Origin of the sequence: Methylobacterium sp. WSM2598, assembly GCF_000379105.1 — a bacterium.
In the GTDB taxonomy this organism is placed as follows: domain Bacteria; phylum Pseudomonadota; class Alphaproteobacteria; order Rhizobiales; family Beijerinckiaceae; genus Methylobacterium.
This window is the reverse complement of sequence record NZ_KB900609.1, coordinates 621,148-638,468: the sequence shown is the minus strand read 5'-3', so window position 1 is coordinate 638,468 and position 17,321 is coordinate 621,148. Positions and strand designations below refer to the sequence as shown.

Here is a 17,321-nt window from a genome sequence, read left to right as displayed (position 1 = left end):
CGATGAACGCCGCCCAGATCGTCATGCCGTCCCTCGGGCCGGCCCTGCCGGAGCTGATCCTCGCGCTCGGCGCCCTGGCGCTGATCCTCTACGGCGCCTTCCGGGGCGAGCGCTCCGCGGAGGGCGTCACGGTCGGCGCCATCATCGTGCTGATCGTCGCGCTGTTCAGCGTCCTGACCCAGCCCTTCGCCGCCAAGGTCACCACCTTCAACGGCTCCTTCGTGGTCGATCCCTTCGCCCGGGTGATGAAGTCGCTGACCCTGATCGGCTCCCTCGCCGCCCTGCTGCTGGCCCAGGACCTGTTCAACCGCGCGCGCATCGCCCGCTTCGAGTACCCGATCCTGATCGTGCTGTCGTCGATCGGGATGCTGATCATGGCCTCGGCCAACGACCTGATCGGCCTCTATCTCGGCCTGGAACTGCAATCGCTCGCCGCCTACGTCATCGCCTCCTTCCACCGCGACGACGTGCGCTCGACCGAGGCCGGCCTGAAGTACTTCGTCCTCGGGGCGCTGTCCTCCGGCATGCTGCTCTACGGCGCCTCGCTGGTCTACGGCTTCACCGGGAGCGTGTCCTTCCCGGGCATCGTCACCGCCCTGCGCGAGACCCAGGTCAATCTCGGCCTCGTGCTCGGCATCGTCTTCGTGGCGGCCGGCGTGGCCTTCAAGCTCGCGGCGGTGCCGTTCCACATGTGGACGCCCGACGTCTACGAGGGCGCGCCGACCCCGGTCACGGCCTTCTTCGCCTCGGCGCCCAAGATGGCCGCCATGGCGATGACCGTGCGGGTCTTCGTGGGCGCCTTCCCGGGCGTGGTCGAGGAGTGGCGCCAGATCATGGTGTTCATCGCGATCGCGTCGATGCTGCTGGGCTCCTTCGCCGCCATCGGCCAGCGCAACCTCAAGCGCCTGATGGCCTATTCCTCCATCGGCAATGTCGGCTACGCGCTGATCGGGCTCGCCGCCGGCACCGAGGAGGGCGTGCGCGGCGTCGTCATCTACATGGCGATCTACCTCGCCATGACGCTCGGCGCCTTCGCGATCATCCTGGCGCTGCGGCGCGGCAACCGGATGTTCGACACGATCGACGACCTGTCGGGCCTGTCGCGCACCCATCCCTGGCTGGCCTTCTGCCTCGCCATGATGATGTTCTCGCTCGCCGGCATCCCGCCGCTGGCCGGCTTCTTCGCCAAGTTCTACGTCTTCGCGGCGGCCATCAAGGCGGGGCTGGTCACGCTGGCGGTGATCGGCGTGGTGACCAGCGTGGTCGGGGCCTACTACTACCTGCGCATCGTCAAGGTGATGTACTTCGACGAGCCGCAGGAATCCTACGAGCCGATGGCCCCGGGCCTGCGGATCGTGCTCGCCGCGTCGAGCGTGGTGGTGATCCTGTTCTGGATCGTCCCGGCCCCGCTGGTGGCGGCGGCCGGGACGGCCGCCCGCTCCCTGTTCTGACGCGACCGCATGGCGTTCTCCCTCGACCCCGCGGCGGAGGCCGCGGGGTACCGTCTCGAAGCGCACGACACCCTCGGCTCGACGAGCACGCAGGCCATGGCGCGCGCCCGCGAGGGCGCCGCGGGGCCGCTCTGGGTGGCGGCGCGCCGCCAGACCGAGGGCAGGGGGCGCCGCGGCCGCACCTGGACCTCGCCGGAGGGCAACCTCGCGGCGAGCCTGTACTGGCCGGTGCCGCCCGGCCTCGCGCCCGAGGAGGTCGCGACCCTCGCCTTCGTGGCCGGGCTGAGCCTGCAGGGGGCGCTGGTCCTCGCCGGCGGGCCGGCCCGGGAGGGCTCCCCCCCGCTCCGCCTCAAATGGCCGAACGACGTGCTCGCCGGGAGCGCCAAGCTCGCCGGCATCCTGCTCGAGATGGAGTCGCTTCCGCGGGGCGCCGCGCTGGTGGTCGGTTTCGGCGTCAACGTGGCTGCCGCGCCCGAGGGACTGCCCTATCTGGCCACCTCGCTCGCCGCGATCGGGCGGCCCGCCGAGGCCGAGGGCCTGCTGCGGCAGCTCACGGGAACCTGGCTGCGCTGGCTCCGGATATGGGATGAGGGCCGCGGCTTCCCGGCGATCCGCGAGGCGTGGCTCGCGCGCGCCGCGGGGCTGGAGGGGCCGGCGCTGGTTCGGGCGGGATCGGAACGGCTGTCCGGAACGTTCGAGACGATCGATTCGCGCGGGAGGCTGGTCCTGCGCCTGCCCGACGGGGCGCGCCGCACGGTCACGGCCGGCGAGGTGCATTTCGGTTCGGCCGCGACGGCGGCGTGAGGCGGGGGCCGGGACGGCGCCGGACGGGCGACGACGGCCGCGGGAGCGAGACTGGACGGGGCGCCCGGCGCCGCCGTCCCCGGCCGCCTGGGTGCGGCCGCAACGGACATGACGGCGCCGTGACCGTGACGGCAGTGAGCCGTTTTTCGAGGAGGGCCGCGACGGCGGCCCATGAGGTGTTGTGTGTCCATGACGACGAAGGGAGATGAACTCGTCTTCGTGCCGCTCGGCGGCGTCGGCGAGATCGGGATGAATGCGGCCCTGTACGGCTACGGCCCGCCCAATTCCCGCAAGTGGATCATGGTCGATTGCGGCATGGGCTTCGCGAGCGAGGAGCACATGCCCGGCGTCGACCTGATGTACCCGGACCTGAGCTTCATCGAGAAGCAGCGCGAGAACCTGCTCGGCATCCTGATCACCCACGGCCACGAGGACCATATCGGGGCGCTGGTCGAACTCTGGCCGCGGCTGAAGGTGCCGGTCTACGCGACGCGGTTCACGAAGAGCCTGATCGAGACCCGCCGGCTCAGCGAGCCCGGGGCGCCGAAGATCGACCTGCGCGAGATCCAGGTGCACGAGCGCCACCGCTTCGGCCCGTTCGAGATCGAGTACATCCCGGTCGCCCACTCGATCCCCGAGGCGAACGCGCTGGCCATCCGCACCGCCCAGGGTCTCGTCCTGCATACCGGCGACTGGAAGCTCGACGACGGGCCCGTCGCCGGCAACGTGACCTCCGAGGAGGCGTTCACGCAACTCGGCGAGGAGGGCGTGCTCGCCCTGATCTGCGATTCCACCAACGTGACCCGGGAGGGCCGCTCGCCGAGCGAGACCGAGGTGGCGGCCCAGCTCGCCGAGCTGATCCGCAACGCGCCGCACCGGGTCGCGGTGACCACCTTCGCGTCGAACGTCGCCCGCATCCGCGCCGTCGCCGAGGCCGCCAAGGCCTGCGGCCGCGAGGTGGTGGCGGTCGGCCGCGCCATGGACCGGGTCATCGACGTCGCCCGGGAATGCGGCTACCTCGACGGGCTCGACGAGTTCCGCGAGCCCGAGGCCTACGGCTACCTGCCGCGCGAGAAGATCGTCGCCCTGCTCACCGGCTCGCAGGGCGAGCCGCGGGCGGCGCTGGCGCGCGTCTCCCGCGAGGAGCACCCGGAGATCGCCCTCTCGCCGGGCGACCGGGTCATCTTCTCCTCGCGGGCGATTCCGGGCAACGAGCGCTCGATCGGCGCGATCATCAACGACCTGATCGATGCCGGGGTCGAGGTGATCACCGACCGCACGGAGCTCGTCCACGTCTCGGGTCATCCGCGCCGGGACGAACTCGCCGCCATGTATCGCTGGACCAAGCCGCGCATCGCGGTGCCGGTCCACGGCGAGCCCCTGCACCTCGCCGAGCACGCGACCTTCGCCCGCAAGCAGGGCGTGGAGCAGGTGGTGAAGGCCCGCAACGGCACCCTGATCCGCCTCGCCCCGGGCGAGCCCGAGATCATCGACCACGTCACCCGCGGGCGCCTCTACAAGGACGGCATGGTGCTGATCGGCGAGAGCGACCGCGCCCTGCCGGAGCGGCGCAAGCTCTCCTTCACGGGCATCATCTCGGTCGCGCTGGCCGTCGACCAGCACGGGGAGATGAAGGGCGAGCCGGCCATCGACCTGATGGGCCTGCCGACCTACGGCCGCAAGGGCGAGGCGATCATCGACCTCGTCGAGGAGGTGGTCGAGCGCACCTTCGACGGCCTGTCGCGCCAGAAGCGGCGCGATTCCGAGGCGGTCGAGAACGCCATCGACCGGGCCATCCGGGCCGCCGTCAACGAGGTCTGGGGCAAGAAGCCCGCCTGCCACGTTCAGGTGGTCGAGATCTGACGGTCGCGCGAGCTCGGGGCGGGGCGAACCCCGCCCCTTCCGATCCGACGAAAGACCGGGTTGGCGCGCCGTGACCGCGTGTCAAACGAAAGGCGCCACTCGGGAGAGGAGCCAGGGACCATGATCGGCCGGTTGAATCACGTCGCCATCGCGGTGAAGGACCTCGACGCCGCCGCGAAGGTCTACCGCGACACGCTCGGCGCGGCGCTGTCGCCGCCCCTCGCGCAGCCGGAGCACGGCGTCACGGTCATCTTCGTCGAGTTGCCCAACAGCAAGATCGAGCTGCTCGAACCGCTCGGGGCCGACTCGCCGATCGCCGCCTTCCTGGAGCGCAACCCGGGCGGCGGCATCCACCACGTCTGCTACGAGGTCGACGATATCCTGGCGGCCCGGGACCGGCTGAAGGGCGAGGGGGCCCGCATCCTCGGCAGCGGCGAGCCGCGCATCGGCGCGCATGGCAAGCCGGTGCTGTTCCTGCACCCGAAGGACTTCCTCGGGACGCTGGTCGAGCTGGAGCAGGCCTGAGGCGTGCTGGAGACGATCCTCGACCGCGCCACCGCCTCGATCCCGCGGGCGCTCCTCGCCTGTGCCCTGGCGATGCTCCCCGCCCTGCTCGTCGCGACGGGGCCGTTCCGGCTCACCTGGTTCGGGGCGCTCGCCCTCTACTTCGTGGTCTGGTGGACGCTGCTCTTCTGCGTCCTGCCCTTCCGCGCCCGGGACGACGGGTCGCAGCCCTACGTGCCGGGCCAGGACCCGGGCGCGCCGCCGCTCCCGCAGATGCGGCGCAAGGCGCTGTGGACCACTCTGCTCTCGGACGTTGTGTTCCTGGCCGCCGTCGCGGCCTTCCCGCTCGCCGGGCTGTGATCCCGGCCGGCTCCGGGGAGCCGGCCAACCGTTACCGTCGCGCCCTTCCGCAGCGGCAGAGCCCGCACGCTTCGGCGAACCCCGCGCTCATTTGATGATGCGACGATCGGGACCTGAGAAATAAAAAAGCAAGGCTCGGGAGCCTTGCTTGATAAGCTTCTGGACGTTCTCGTCAGCCACGATCTTGGTCTTTCACCCCATCGGGTGTTTCGGCTGACTATTCCTCCCGAGACTCGGACCTTGCGTGCCGGCGTTCAGCACCGTCTGGGGTGCCTCGCACGGGCGGTTATAGGAAGAAGAGTTCGCATTGTCACGCCTTTCGAGGGCGCGTGTTGCGTTTTTTTGCATGGGGGCAGGCGATGCCTGCTCCGGCGGGGCCGCAGCCGCTCCGACAAGTTCTATTCCGGTGGTCAGGATCGCAACGGTTGCATCGCGCGCGCCCCGAGGGGGACGACGCGCCGCTTGTGTTTTGGCGGAGCAGTGTGTTGTGTGCCCGGGCGAGTCGGGCCGGTGCGGCCCGGCGCGCGCCCTCGTGCCCGCCCAAGGTCCCGCATGCGTCTCAGCCGCTACTTCCTGCCCATCCTGCGCGAGACTCCGAAGGAAGCGGAGATCGTCTCGCACCGGCTGATGCTCCGCGCCGGCATGATCCGGCAGGAGGCCGCGGGGATCTACGCGTGGCTGCCCCTCGGCCTGCGCGTGCTCAACCGCGTGGTGGAGGTGATCCGGGCCGAGCAGGACCGCAGCGGCGCGATCGAACTCCTGATGCCGACGATCCAGTCGGCCGAGCTGTGGCGCGAATCGGGCCGCTACGAGGCCTACGGCAAGGAGATGCTGCGCATCCGCGACCGGCACGAGCGCGAGATGCTGTTCGGCCCGACCAACGAGGAGATGATCACCGCGATCTTCCGCTCGGCGGTGCGCTCCTACAAGGACCTGCCGAAGAGCCTCTACCATATTCAGTGGAAGTTCCGGGACGAGGTCCGGCCCCGCTTCGGCACGATGCGGTCGCGGGAGTTCCTGATGAAGGACGCCTATTCCTTCGACCTCGACGAGGCGGGGGCGCGGCACGCCTACAACAAGATGTTCGTGGCCTACCTGCGCACCTTCGCGCGGCTCGGCCTCAAGGCGATCCCGATGCGGGCCGAGACCGGGCCGATCGGCGGCAACCTGAGCCACGAATTCATCATCCTGGCCCAGACGGGCGAGAGCGAGGTCTATTGCGACCGCGCCTACCTGGACTTCCCGATCCCGCCCGGCTCGACGGATTTCGACGACGTCGCGGCCCTGCAGGCGACGGTCGACCACTGGACCTCGCGCTACGCGGCGACCTCCGAGATGCACGAGCCGGAGCGCTTCGCGGCGGTGCCGGAGGAGGCCCGGATGGCGGCGCGCGGCATCGAGGTCGGCCACATCTTCTATTTCGGTACCAAGTATTCCGAGCCGATGGGCGCGCGCGTGACCGGGCCGGACGGGCAGGAGCGGCCCGTGCACATGGGCTCCTACGGCATCGGCCCGAGCCGGCTGGTGGCGGCGATCATCGAGGCGAGCCACGACGAGGCCGGCATCGTCTGGCCGGACGCGGTCGCGCCCTTCGATGTCGGGCTCCTCAACCTGAAGACCGGAGATTCCGCCACCGACGCGGCCTGCGCGCGGATCCAGGAGCAGCTGGAGGCGGCGGGCCTGAGCGTCCTCTACGACGACCGCGACGAGCGCCCGGGCGCCAAATTCGCCACCGCCGACCTGATCGGCCTGCCCTGGCAGGTGATCGTCGGGCCGAAGGGGCTGGCCGAGGGGCAGGTCGAGCTGAAGCGGCGCGCCACGGGCGAGCGCGAGACCGTGGCGCCCGACGCGCTCGCCGCGCGGCTGCGCCGGGGCGCGGCCGGTTGATGGCGCCGGCGGCGCGGTCCCGGCGCCGGAGCGCGGGGCGGCCATGCTGACGGTGCTGGAGCGCCTGCGGCGCCGGCTGCCGATCCTCGGCGGGGCCGGCGCCGGCACCCCGCCCTTCGCGCCCTTCGAGTGGGTGATCGCCGGCCGCTACCTGCGCACCCGGCGCAAGGAGGGGTTCGTCTCGGCCATCGCCCTGTTCTCGTTCCTCGGCATCATGCTGGGCGTCGCCACGCTGATCATCGTCCTCTCGGTGATGAGCGGCTTCCGCAAGGAGCTGCTGTCGAAGATCGTCGGCATCAACGGGCACGTCTTCGTGGCGCCGATCGACAAGCCGCTCACCGACTACGCCGACCTGTCGGAGCGGCTCTCGAAGGTGGCCGGCGTCACCCTCGCCCTGCCGATGGTCGAGGGCCAAGCCTTCGCCTCCTCGGCCTATGGCGGCTCGGGGGTGCTGGTGCGCGGCGTGCGGGCCTCGGACCTCGCGCAGATCAGGGCCGTGTCGGGCAACCTGCGCGGCGGCACCCTCGAGAATTTCGACGCCGCCGGCGGCGTCGCGATCGGCCGGCGCCTCGCCGACGCGCTCGGGCTCCAGGTCGGCGACACGATCACGCTGGCGACGCCGAAGGGGGCGACGACGCCCTTCGGGACCGCGCCGCGCATCAAGGGCTACGCCGTCTCGGCGATCTTCGAGGTCGGCATGTCGGAATTCGACGCGACCTTCGTGTACATGCCGCTCACCGAGGCGCAGGCCTTCTTCAACCGGGACGGCGACGTGACGGTGATCGAGGTCTTCCTCGACAACGCCGACGCGGTCGGCGAGGTGCGCTCGGCCCTCGACCTCGCCGCCGAGCGCCCGGTCGTGCTCACCGATTGGCGCCAGCGCAACCGCACCTTCTTCTCGGCGCTCGAAGTCGAGCGCAACGTGATGTTCATCATCCTCACCCTGATCGTGCTGGTGGCGGCGCTCAACATCGTGTCGAGCCTGATCATGCTGGTGAAGGACAAGTCGAGCGACATCGCGATCCTGCGCACCATGGGGGCGACGCGGGGCACGATCATGCGGGTGTTCCTGATCACCGGCGCCTCGATCGGGGTGCTCGGCACGCTGGTGGGCTGCCTGCTCGGCCTCGTCTTCGCGGCCAACATCACGGCGATCCAGCGCACGCTGCTGCCGGGGGTCTGGGACCCGACCGTGCGCTTCCTCTCGGAGATCCCCTCGGAGATCAACCCGAGCGAGGTGGCGGCGGTGGTGCTGATGTCGCTGGTCCTGTCGCTCCTCGCCACGCTCTATCCGTCGTGGCGGGCCGCGCGGCTCGACCCCGTCCAGGCGCTGCGCTACGGCTGAGGCGCGGCGGCCGCGCCTGGCCGCCTGAGGTGTTCGCGTTGATGCTGTCCGTGCCCGCTGCCCGTTCCGTTCCGCCCGCGCGCCGCGCGCCGCCCTGCGGGGCCTGATCCATCATGGACGAGTCCCACGCCCCGCAGCCGGTCCCGGCGCTGTTCCTGTCGCGGGTCGAGCGCCGCTACGCGCAGGCCGAGGGCAGCCTCGCCATCCTGCGCGGCGCCGACCTGGCGATCTGGCCGGGCGAGATCGTCGCGCTGGTGGCGCCCTCGGGCACCGGCAAGTCGACGCTGCTGCACGTCGCCGGCCTGCTGGAGCGGCCGGACGGCGGCGAGGTCTATATCGGCGGCCAGCCGAGCGCCCGCATGGACGACGCCGCCCGCACCCGGATGCGGCGCGAGGAGATGGGCTTCGTCTACCAGGCCCACCACCTGCTGCCGGAATTCTCGGCGCTGGAGAACGTGGTGCTGCCCCAGCTCATCCGCGGCCTGAGCGCCCGGGAGGCGCGCTCGCGGGCGGCCGAGCTGCTCTCCTTCCTGGGGCTGAAGCACCGGCTCGGTCACCGGCCCGCGGAATTGTCCGGGGGCGAGCAGCAGCGGGTGGCGATCGCCCGCGCGGTGGCGAACGGCCCGCGCCTGCTGCTGGCCGACGAGCCGACCGGCAACCTCGACCCGCAGACGGCGGCCCACGTCTTCGCGGTGCTGGTCTCGCTGGTGCGCGCCTCGGGCGTCGCGGCGCTGATCGCGACCCACAATTTCGACCTCGCCGCCCGGATGGACCGGCGCGTCACGATCCAGGACGGCCTCGTCGTGCAGGCGGAGTGATCCGGAATCCGACGGATCGCTCCGCGAGGCGGATGTCGGCTGCGCTCAAGCCCCGCCGGGGCGTGCCCGCTACCGGAACGTCTTGCGCGGGTCGAACGCGTCGCGCACGGCCTCGCCGGCGAAGATCAGCAGGCTCAGCATCAGGGCGATCACCGCGAAGCCGGTGAGCCCGAGCCAGGGCGCCTGCAGGTTCGCCTTGCCCTGGGCCAGCAATTCGCCCAGCGACGGCGAGCCCGGCGGCAGGCCGAAGCCCAGGAAATCCAGGGAGGTGAGCGTGGAGATCGAGCCGTTCAGCACGAAGGGCAGGAAGGTCAGCGTCGCCACCATGGCGTTCGGCAGCAGGTGCCGGAACATGATGCGGGCATTGGACAGGCCGAGCGCCCGCGCCGCCCGCACGTACTCGAAGTTGCGCGCCCGCAGGAACTCCGCCCGCACCACCCCGACCAGCGAGACCCAGGAGAACAGCAGCAGGATCCCGAGCAGCACGAAGAAGCTCGGCGTGATGATCGACGAGATGATGATCAGCAGGTAGAGCGACGGGATCGCCGTCCAGATCTCGATCACGCGCTGGAACACGAGGTCGATCCAGCCGCCGAAATAGCCCTGCACCGCGCCGGCGAGCACGCCGACGACCGAGGAGATGATCGACAGGACGAGCCCGAACAGGACCGAGATGCGGAAACCGTAGATCAGGCGGGCGACGACGTCGCGGCCCTGGTCGTCGGTCCCGAGCCAGTTCCACTCGAGGTCCCGGCAGCCCTGCCCGCCGGCCTTCTCGGCGACGGTCCGGCACTGCGCGTCGGTGAGGAGCCAGGTCGGCGGGGCCGGGGCCGGGACCGGCAGGTCGAGGTTGTGGGTGTCGTAGGAGAAGCGGACCGCCGGCCACAGGGCCCAGCCGTTCTCGGCGATCTCCTTGCGGATCACCGGGTCGCGGTAGTCGGTGCGGGCCAGGAACCCGCCGAACTTCTCCTCCGGGTAATCGACGAAGATCGGCGTCAGCAGCTCGCCCTTGTAGAAGATCAGGATCGGCTTGTCGTTGGCGATGAAATCCGCGAACAGGCTGACGACGAACAGCACGCAGAAGATCGCGAACGACCAGGAGCCGCGCCGGTTCGCGCGGAAATTGGCGAGCCGGCGCTGGTTCAGGGGCGAGAGCCGCCGCGTGCCGGTCTCCGGCAGCAGCGGCAGCGGCAGCGGCGCCGCCGCCGGGGAGGCGAGGGGCACCGCGTCGCGTTCGGCCGGGCGGGGACGCTCGTTCATGCCGGCTTCCCCGCGCGGGTCAGTCGAGGCGCGTCGCCGTGCCCTCGATCGTGGACGGGCGCAGGCCGCCGGACCGCTCCAGGTGGCGGCGCAGCAGGCGCACGTTGCGGATATTGGCCTTGAAGGCCGCGTCGAAGAGGTCGCCGACCAGCGGCACCACGCCGACCACCCCGTCGAAGGCCACGTTCGCGGCCATCCGGGCGATCAGCCAGCGCGGCACGCCCAGGCGGCGCGCCTCCCAGATGATGTAGGAGGAGATCGCCGTGGTGATCGCGTCGCCGACCACCGGCACGAGGCCGATCAGCGCGTCGACGCCGACCCGCCGGTTGATCCCCGGGATCAGGAAGGCCGAGTCGAGGAGGTGCGCCAGCACTTCCAGCCGCGCCAGCACCTGCTCGGCATCGACGGCCTGGGCGCGGGCGGGCCGGAACGGGGGGAATTGCGCGGAGAAGCGACCGCCGGCCGTCTGCGTGAAGTCCATCGCGGGGCTCCGAGGCGAGTGCGGGATGTTCATGATCCCGCATGTGGCCCCGGCCCCGCGGCGGAACAAGGAGGGCCCGCATCAGGCGGCCCCGCGCAGCCCGGCGAGGCGCTCCAGGGCGGCGTCGAGCGTGTCGTCCCGCTTGGCGAAGCAGAACCGCACCACGTGGCGCACCGGGTCCTCGGCGTAGAAGGCGCTCACCGGGATCGCCGCGACCCCGTGCCGCCGCACCAGCCGCTCGCAGAAGGCGACGTCGTCGCTCTCCCCGAGCGGCGCGATGTCGATGTTCAGGAAGTAGGTGCCCGCCGCCGGCAGCACGGTGAAGCCGAGGTCGCGCAGCCCCGCCGCGAAGCGGTCCCGCGAGCGGGCGAGCCCCGCCCGCATCCCCTCGAAATAGGCCTCGTCCTTGCCGAGCCCGTAGGCCACCGCCTCCTGGAGGTTCGGCGGCGTGGTGAAGGTGAGGAACTGGTGCGCCTTGGCGAGCACGCGCATCAGCGGCGGGGCGGCCAGGACGAAGCCGACCTTCCAGCCGGTGAGCGAGAAGATCTTGCCCGCCGAGCCGATCTTCACCGTGCGCTCGCGCATGCCCGGCAGCGCCATTAGCGGGCGGTGGCGGCGCCCGTCGAACACCACGTGCTCCCAGACCTCGTCGCAGAGGGCCACCGCGTCGTGGCGCCGGCAGAAGGAAGCGAGGAGCGCGAGATCCGCCTCGCCGAAGATCGTCGCGGTCGGGTTGAGCGGGTTGTTGAGCAGCACCACCCGGGTGCGCGGCGAGAAGGCGGCGGCGAGCGCCGCCTCGTCCAGTGAGAAGTGCGGCGGCGTCAGCCGCACGATGCGTGGCACGCCGCCCGCCCGCCGCACCAGCGGCAGGTAGGCGTCGTACATCGGCGCGAACAGCACGACCTCGTCGCCGGGCTCGATCAGCGCCATCAGCGCGCCCGCCAGCGCCTCGGTGGCGCCGGAAGTGATCATCACCTCGCCGGCCGGATCGACGCTCAGCCCCTGCCAGCGGGCGTAATGCGCCGCCACCGCCTCGCGCAGCCCCGGCAGGCCCATCATCGGCGGGTACTGGTTCCAGCCCGAGACCACCGCCTCGGCGGCGCGGCGCCGGACGTCCTCCGGCCCCGGATCGTCGGGGAAGCCCTGGCCGAGATTGACCGCCCCGGTCTCGCGGGCGAGCGCGGACATGACCTCGAACACCGTGGTCGGCAGGTCGGCGAAGATCGGATTCATGCCCGGAGAATCGGTGCCATCGCGCGAGCGGGGAAAGGTAGGATCTCGCTAGCACGCGCGTGCCGCGTGCGAAACCGCACATCGGCCGCACCCTGTGAACTGACGAAAGTTGACAATCATCACCCGTCCGATAGGGTGTGGACATGCGGCCGGGCTGGCCGCGGTTGCAGTACCGGGCTCCGCCCCCTCACCCGGTGCAGCGACCTTCGGCCGGCCCGGCCGTACCTTTTTCGGCCTGCCCGCTTGCGGCGCGCGCCGGGCTTGGGCATCACGGCCCGCCGAACTCCGCGCCGAGCCCCGCACCGCATCCGCCCGATGTCCGTCCGCACCTGCCTCCTCCTCGGCTGCCTCGCGGCGCTGCTCGGCCTCGGCCTGCGGCTCGGCCTGCCGGTGCGCCCGGTCGACGAGGCCTACCGGGCGACCGTGCGCGACGTCCTGGCGCAGCGCCGCCTCGTCGTCGAGCAGGGCCTGCGCTGAGCCGCGCGGGCGGTCCCGCGCGCCGGCCCGAGGGGCCGCGTTCAGCAATCATGGCGCAACATCGCGGCCGTACTGGCGTCTCATTGCCGTGGCGGATGACCAGGGTGATGGCGTGACGCAGCGGCGGGGTGCGGGCGGCGCCCTATACCGCCGGGACGGGACAGATCACGGGGGCGACGGGCGGGGGTGCCGTCCGGTGGGTTGAGAGGCAGCGGGTCGACGCCATGAACGAATTGTCTCCCATCCGCACCGACGACGCCGTCGAGGCGGGGTCGCGGCGGCGTCGGCGCTGGCCGTTCTGGCTCCTGGTGCTGCTCGCCCTCGCGGGGGGCGGGGTCTGGGCCTTCCGCGACTCCCTGCCGAACGGGTTCCAGTTCCAGGTGAAGCAGGCGGCCAAGCCCGAGATGGGCCGGCGCGGCGGCCGGCGCTTCGCGGGCGGGGACGGGCCCCAGGCGGTCGGCGTCGCCACCGTGGTCACCGGCGAGATGCCGGTGGTGCTCTCCGGCCTCGGCACGGTGACGCCGCTCGCCACCGTCACGGTGCGCTCCCAGGTCAGCGGCTACCTCACCAGGATCGGCTTCCGCGAGGGGCAGCACGTCAGGGAAGGCGATTTCCTGGCCCAGATCGACGTGCGGCCCTACGAGGCGCTGCTCGCCCAGTACCAGGGCCAGCTCCAGCGCGACCAGGCGCTGCTGCAGAACGCGCGCCTCGACCTCACCCGCTACCAGACCCTGAACCGCCAGGATTCGATCTCCAAGCAGAACGTCGACACCCAGGCCGCCACGGTGAAGCAGTACGAGGGCGTCGTGGCCTCGGACCAGGCGCAGATCGACCAGCAGAAGCTGAACATCCAGTACGGGCGCATCACCGCGCCGGTCGACGGCCGGGTCGGCCTGCGGCAGATCGACCAGGGCAACTACGTCACGGCGGCCTCGACCAGCATCGTGGTGGTGACTCAGCTGCAGCCCATCTCGGTGCTGTTCACCCTGCCGGAGGACGTGCTGGCCCGGGTGATGGCCCGCCTGCGCGGCGGCGCGAAGTTGCCGGTGCGCATCTTCGACCGCAGCGACACGGCGGAGATCGCCAGCGGCATGCTCGACACGGTCGACAACCAGATCGACGTGACCACCGGCACCGTCAAGCTGCGGGCGCTGTTCCCGAACGCGGACGACCGGCTGTTCCCGAACCAGTTCGTGAACGCCAAGCTCCTGGTCGACACGGTGCGGGACGCGCCGGTGATCCCGGCGGCGGCGGTGCTGCGGGGCACGCCTGGCACCTTCGTGTACCTGCTCGGCGAGGACGGCAAGGTCTCGGTGCGGCCGATCACGGTCGGCGAGACGGACGGCAATCGGACCGTGGTGACGTCCGGGCTGAAGCCCGGCGACCAAGTGGTGGTCGACGGGACGGACCGCCTGCGCGACGGGGCCGAGGTGAAGGTGGCGGCGCGCGCCGCGCCCGAGGCGAGGGCGGGCGGGGCGGAGCCGGCGGCCAGGCCGGCCGCGGAGCCGGCCGCGGGCGAGGCGCGCCCCCGCGCCGAGGCCGAGGCGCCGCCGGCCGAGGGCGAGCGCCCGCACCGGCGGCGGCGGCCGCCGACGCCGTGAGGCGCGCCGCGTGAACCCCTCCCGCCTCTTCATCCTGCGCCCGGTCGCCACCACGCTCCTGATGCTGGCGATCCTGCTCACCGGGCTCCTGTCCTACCTGAACCTGCCGCTCTCGGCCCTGCCCTCCGTCGATTACCCGACGATCCAGGTCCAGACCTTCTACCCGGGCGCCAGCCCCGAGGTGATGACCTCGGCCGTGACCGCCCCGCTCGAGCGGCAGTTCGGGCAGCTCGCCAACCTCAACCAGATGACCTCGCAATCCTCCGCGGGCGCCTCGGTCATCACGCTCCAGTTCAACCTCGACCTCTCCCTCGACATCGCCACCCAGGAGGTGCAGGCCGCGATCAACGCGGCCGGCAACCTGCTGCCGAGCGACCTGCCGGCCCCGCCCGTCTACGCCAAGGTGAACCCGGCCGACGCGCCGATCCTCACCCTCGCGCTCACCTCCAAGACCCTCGCGCTCACCCAGGTTCGCGACCTCGCCGAGACGCGCCTCGCCCAGAAGATCTCGCAGGTGGCCGGGGTCGGGCTCGTCACCATGGCGGGCGGGCAGCGCCCCGCCGTGCGGGTGCGCTTCAATTCCCGGGCGCTCGCCGCCTACGGCCTCAACATCGACGACCTGCGCACCACGATCGCCAACCTCAACGTCAACACGCCCAAGGGCACGATCGACGGGCCGGCCCAGTCCTTCGCCATCAACGCCAACGACCAGATCCGCGACCCCGCCGTCTACCGGGACGCGATCATCGCCTACCGCAACGGCGCCCCCGTGACGCTCTCGGCCGTCGCCGACGTGGTCGAGGGGCCGGAGAACACCAAGCTCGGCGCCTGGATGGACACGACGCCCGCCATCATCCTCAACATCCAGCGCCAGCCCGGGGCCAACGTCATCGCGGTGGTGGACCGCATCAAGGCGCTGCTGCCGCAGCTCCAGGCGACCCTGCCGGCCGCGATCCAGGTCACCCCGCTCACCGACCGCACGGTGACGATCCGCGCCTCCGTGCACGACGTGCAGATGGAGCTGCTGCTCGCCATCGCGCTCGTCGTGCTGGTGATCTTCCTGTTCCTGCGCTCGCTGCCCGCGACCCTGATCCCGAGCCTGTCGGTCCCGCTCTCCCTGGTCGGGGCGCTCGCGGTCATGGACCTGTGGGGCTTCTCCCTCGACAACCTCTCGCTGATGGCCCTCACCATCGCCACCGGCTTCGTGGTCGACGACGCCATCGTGGTGATCGAGAACATCGCCCGCCACGTGGAGGAGGGCGCCTCGCCCTTCGAGGCGGCCCTCAAGGGCTCGGAGGAGATCGGGTTCACCATCATCTCGCTGACCGTGTCGCTGCTGGCGGTGCTGATCCCGCTCCTGTTCATGGGCGAGGTGGTGGGGCGGCTCTTCCACGAATTCGCGATCACGCTCGCGGCGACCATCGTCATCTCGGGCATCGTCTCGCTCACCCTGGTGCCGATGCTCTGCGCCCGGCTGCTGCGCCACGCGCCGCCGCGGGCGCGGCGCGAGGGCCGCCTCGCGCGGGCCGGGCGCTGGACCATGGAGGCGGGGATCGGCCTCTACGGGCGCACCCTGCGCGGCGTGCTCAACCACCAGGGGCTCACCCTCGTGGTGGCGCTCGGCACCCTCATCCTCACTTTCCACCTCTACGTCGTCATCCCGAAGGGCTTCTTCCCGGTCCAGGATACGGGCCTGATCCAGGGCATCTCGCAGGCCGACCAGACCGTGTCCTTCGCGGCCATGGCCGAGCGCCAGCAGCGCCTCGCCGAGGCGATCCTGAAGGATCCGGACGTGGTCAGCGTCTCCTCCTTCATCGGGGTCGACGGCCAGAACGTGACCCTCAATTCGGGCCGCTTCCTCATCAACCTGCGCCCCCGCGAGGCGCGGGCGGAGCACGCGGGCGCCATCATCCGGCGGATCGCGGCGCGCACCGCCGAGGTTCCGGGCACCACCCTCTACATGCAGCCGGTGCAGGACCTCACCATCGACACGGCGGTGAGCCCCACCCAGTACCAGTTCATCCTGGAGAATCCGGACCTCAACGCCTTCGAGGCCTGGGTGCCGCGCTTCGTCGAGCGGCTGCGGCGCATCCCGGACCTCGCCGACGTGGCGAGCGACCGGCAGGCGAACGGGCTCGCCGCCCACATCACCATCGACCGCGCCACCGCGGGCCGCTACGGCATCACGCCGGCCTCGGTCGACAACGCCCTCTACGACGCCTTCGGGCAGCGCATCATCTCGACCATCTTCACCCAGTCGAACCAGTACCGGGTGATCCTCGAGGCCGATCCCGACCTGCACCGCACGCTCGCCTCCCTCAACCGGATCTACCTGCCCTCCTCGACGGCGCAGAACGGTCAGGTGCCGCTCTCGGCGATCGCGACCGTGACCGAGAAGCGGGCCCCGCTGCTGATCAGCCATCTCGGCCAGTTCCCGGCGACCACGATCTCGTTCAACCTCGCCCCCGGCGCCTCGCTCGGCCCGGCCGTGGCGGCGATCGAGGCGGCGCGGGCCGAGATCGGCCTGCCGGACAGCTTCCAGCTGGTCTTCCAGGGCTCGGCGCTGGCCTTCCAGTCCTCGCTCAAGAACACGCTGTTCCTGGTGCTCGCCGCCATCGTCACGGTCTACATCGTGCTCGGCGTGCTCTACGAGAGCTTCATCCACCCGATCACCATCCTGTCGACCCTGCCCTCGGCCGGGATCGGGGCGCTCGCCGGGCTGATGCTGTTCGGGCTCGACCTCGACATCATCGGCATCATCGGCATCGTGCTGTTGATCGGCATCGTGAAGAAGAACGCCATCATGATGATCGACTTCGCGCTCCAGGCGGAGCGCGAGGAGGGGAAGAGCCCGCGCGACGCGATCTACGAGGCCTGCCTGCTGCGCTTCCGGCCGATCATGATGACGACCTTCGCGGCCCTGTTCGCGGCGGTGCCGATGATCTTCGGCAGCGGCACGGGGGCGGAGCTGCGCCAGCCCCTGGGCATCTCGATCGCGGGCGGGCTGATCGTGAGCCAGGTGCTCACGCTCTACACCACGCCGGTGATCTACCTCGCCTTCGACCGCCTCGCCCGCCGCCTGGGCGGCCGGCGCCGGGGCGGGCTCGCCCCGGGCGGGGCGGTGCCGTGACGGCGCGCCGCGCCCTCGCGGCCGCCCTTCGGGCGGCCATCGTCCGGGCTTCAAGCTCTCGGGCTTCAAGCTCCCGGGCGTCCCGCCCGCCGGCGGGGCGCCTCCGG

General features: G+C 71.3%; 14 protein-coding genes. 11 read left to right on the top strand and 3 right to left on the bottom strand.

Going from position 1 to position 17,321, the window contains the following annotated elements:
- The first annotated feature begins 2 nt into the window (after positions 1–2).
- The 8 genes from nuoN to MET2598_RS0103050 all read left to right on the top strand — a co-directional run bounded on the left by nuoN (position 3) and on the right by MET2598_RS0103050 (position 9,032).
- The gene (gene nuoN / locus MET2598_RS0103085; RefSeq protein WP_018259834.1) at positions 3–1,451 is read left to right on the top strand and encodes an NADH-quinone oxidoreductase subunit NuoN; all 1,449 of its coding nucleotides are present in this window, start codon (positions 3–5) and stop codon (positions 1,449–1,451) included.
- A 9-nt stretch (positions 1,452–1,460) separates the two neighbouring features.
- A complete protein-coding gene (locus MET2598_RS0103080) occupies positions 1,461–2,255 on the top strand; it encodes a biotin--[acetyl-CoA-carboxylase] ligase (protein WP_018259833.1) in 795 nt (264 codons plus the stop codon).
- A 189-nt stretch (positions 2,256–2,444) separates the two neighbouring features.
- Complete coding sequence (locus MET2598_RS0103075; protein ID WP_012334136.1) at positions 2,445–4,118, top strand: ribonuclease J; 1,674 nt, start codon at positions 2,445–2,447, stop codon at positions 4,116–4,118.
- A gap of 120 nt (positions 4,119–4,238) precedes the next feature.
- Positions 4,239–4,643, top strand: coding sequence for a methylmalonyl-CoA epimerase (gene mce, locus MET2598_RS0103070; RefSeq protein WP_012334137.1), 405 nt, complete (start codon positions 4,239–4,241; stop codon positions 4,641–4,643).
- A 3-nt stretch (positions 4,644–4,646) separates the two neighbouring features.
- A complete protein-coding gene (locus tag MET2598_RS0103065) occupies positions 4,647–4,982 on the top strand; it encodes a DUF1467 family protein (RefSeq protein WP_012334138.1) in 336 nt (111 codons plus the stop codon).
- A gap of 552 nt (positions 4,983–5,534) precedes the next feature.
- Positions 5,535–6,869, top strand: a complete 1,335-nt coding sequence (gene proS / locus MET2598_RS0103060) for a proline--tRNA ligase (protein ID WP_018259832.1) — start codon at positions 5,535–5,537, stop codon at positions 6,867–6,869.
- A 43-nt stretch (positions 6,870–6,912) separates the two neighbouring features.
- Positions 6,913–8,214 carry a lipoprotein-releasing ABC transporter permease subunit gene (locus MET2598_RS0103055; protein ID WP_012334140.1) on the top strand — a complete coding sequence of 434 codons (1,302 nt, stop codon included), beginning with the start codon at positions 6,913–6,915 and terminating at the stop codon, positions 8,212–8,214.
- Positions 8,215–8,327: 113 nt separating this feature from the next.
- The gene (locus tag MET2598_RS0103050) at positions 8,328–9,032 is read left to right on the top strand and encodes an ABC transporter ATP-binding protein (protein WP_018259831.1); all 705 of its coding nucleotides are present in this window, start codon (positions 8,328–8,330) and stop codon (positions 9,030–9,032) included.
- Positions 9,033–9,101: 69 nt separating this feature from the next.
- On the opposite strand, the gene MET2598_RS0103045 is transcribed toward MET2598_RS0103050, so the two are convergent.
- The 3 genes from MET2598_RS0103045 to MET2598_RS0103035 all read right to left on the bottom strand — a co-directional run bounded on the left by MET2598_RS0103045 (position 9,102) and on the right by MET2598_RS0103035 (position 12,006).
- A complete protein-coding gene (locus tag MET2598_RS0103045) occupies positions 9,102–10,292 on the bottom strand; it encodes an ABC transporter permease (RefSeq protein ID WP_012334142.1) in 1,191 nt (396 codons plus the stop codon).
- Positions 10,293–10,311: 19 nt separating this feature from the next.
- Positions 10,312–10,773 (bottom strand): DUF4112 domain-containing protein, encoded by a 462-nt coding sequence (locus MET2598_RS0103040; protein WP_012334143.1) that lies wholly within the window; start codon positions 10,771–10,773, stop codon positions 10,312–10,314.
- A gap of 81 nt (positions 10,774–10,854) precedes the next feature.
- Positions 10,855–12,006: an aminotransferase gene (locus tag MET2598_RS0103035; protein WP_012334144.1), complete on the bottom strand. Its 1,152-nt coding sequence runs from the start codon at positions 12,004–12,006 to the stop codon at positions 10,855–10,857.
- Positions 12,007–12,321: 315 nt separating this feature from the next.
- Between MET2598_RS0103035 and MET2598_RS42015 the strand changes: the two genes are divergently transcribed.
- The 3 genes from MET2598_RS42015 (at position 12,322) to MET2598_RS0103020 (ending at position 17,214) form a co-directional block, all read left to right on the top strand.
- On the top strand, positions 12,322–12,483 hold the full coding sequence (locus MET2598_RS42015; protein WP_012334145.1) for a hypothetical protein: 162 nt from the start codon (positions 12,322–12,324) through the stop codon (positions 12,481–12,483).
- A gap of 224 nt (positions 12,484–12,707) precedes the next feature.
- Positions 12,708–14,084, top strand: a complete 1,377-nt coding sequence (locus tag MET2598_RS0103025; RefSeq protein ID WP_012334146.1) for an MdtA/MuxA family multidrug efflux RND transporter periplasmic adaptor subunit — start codon at positions 12,708–12,710, stop codon at positions 14,082–14,084.
- Positions 14,085–14,094: 10 nt separating this feature from the next.
- Positions 14,095–17,214 (top strand): multidrug efflux RND transporter permease subunit, encoded by a 3,120-nt coding sequence (locus tag MET2598_RS0103020; RefSeq protein ID WP_012334147.1) that lies wholly within the window; start codon positions 14,095–14,097, stop codon positions 17,212–17,214.
- Positions 17,215–17,321: the final 107 nt, after the last annotated feature.

Bases quoted from the DNA above. Each gene is read 5' to 3' on its own strand.
- MET2598_RS0103050 (WP_018259831.1), top strand. From the start codon at position 8,328: ATGGACGAGTCCCACGCCCCGCAGCCGGTCCCGGCGCTGTTCCTGTCG.
- MET2598_RS0103055 (WP_012334140.1), top strand. From the start codon at position 6,913: ATGCTGACGGTGCTGGAGCGCCTGCGGCGCCGGCTGCCGATCCTCGGC.
- MET2598_RS42015 (WP_012334145.1), top strand. From the start codon at position 12,322: ATGTCCGTCCGCACCTGCCTCCTCCTCGGCTGCCTCGCGGCGCTGCTC.
- MET2598_RS0103080 (WP_018259833.1), top strand. From the start codon at position 1,461: ATGGCGTTCTCCCTCGACCCCGCGGCGGAGGCCGCGGGGTACCGTCTC.
- mce (WP_012334137.1), top strand. From the start codon at position 4,239: ATGATCGGCCGGTTGAATCACGTCGCCATCGCGGTGAAGGACCTCGAC.
- nuoN (WP_018259834.1), top strand. From the start codon at position 3: ATGAACGCCGCCCAGATCGTCATGCCGTCCCTCGGGCCGGCCCTGCCG.
- MET2598_RS0103040 (WP_012334143.1), bottom strand. From the start codon at position 10,773: ATGGACTTCACGCAGACGGCCGGCGGTCGCTTCTCCGCGCAATTCCCC.
- MET2598_RS0103035 (WP_012334144.1), bottom strand. From the start codon at position 12,006: ATGAATCCGATCTTCGCCGACCTGCCGACCACGGTGTTCGAGGTCATG.
- MET2598_RS0103075 (WP_012334136.1), top strand. From the start codon at position 2,445: ATGACGACGAAGGGAGATGAACTCGTCTTCGTGCCGCTCGGCGGCGTC.
- proS (WP_018259832.1), top strand. From the start codon at position 5,535: ATGCGTCTCAGCCGCTACTTCCTGCCCATCCTGCGCGAGACTCCGAAG.
- MET2598_RS0103025 (WP_012334146.1), top strand. From the start codon at position 12,708: ATGAACGAATTGTCTCCCATCCGCACCGACGACGCCGTCGAGGCGGGG.
- MET2598_RS0103045 (WP_012334142.1), bottom strand. From the start codon at position 10,292: ATGAACGAGCGTCCCCGCCCGGCCGAACGCGACGCGGTGCCCCTCGCC.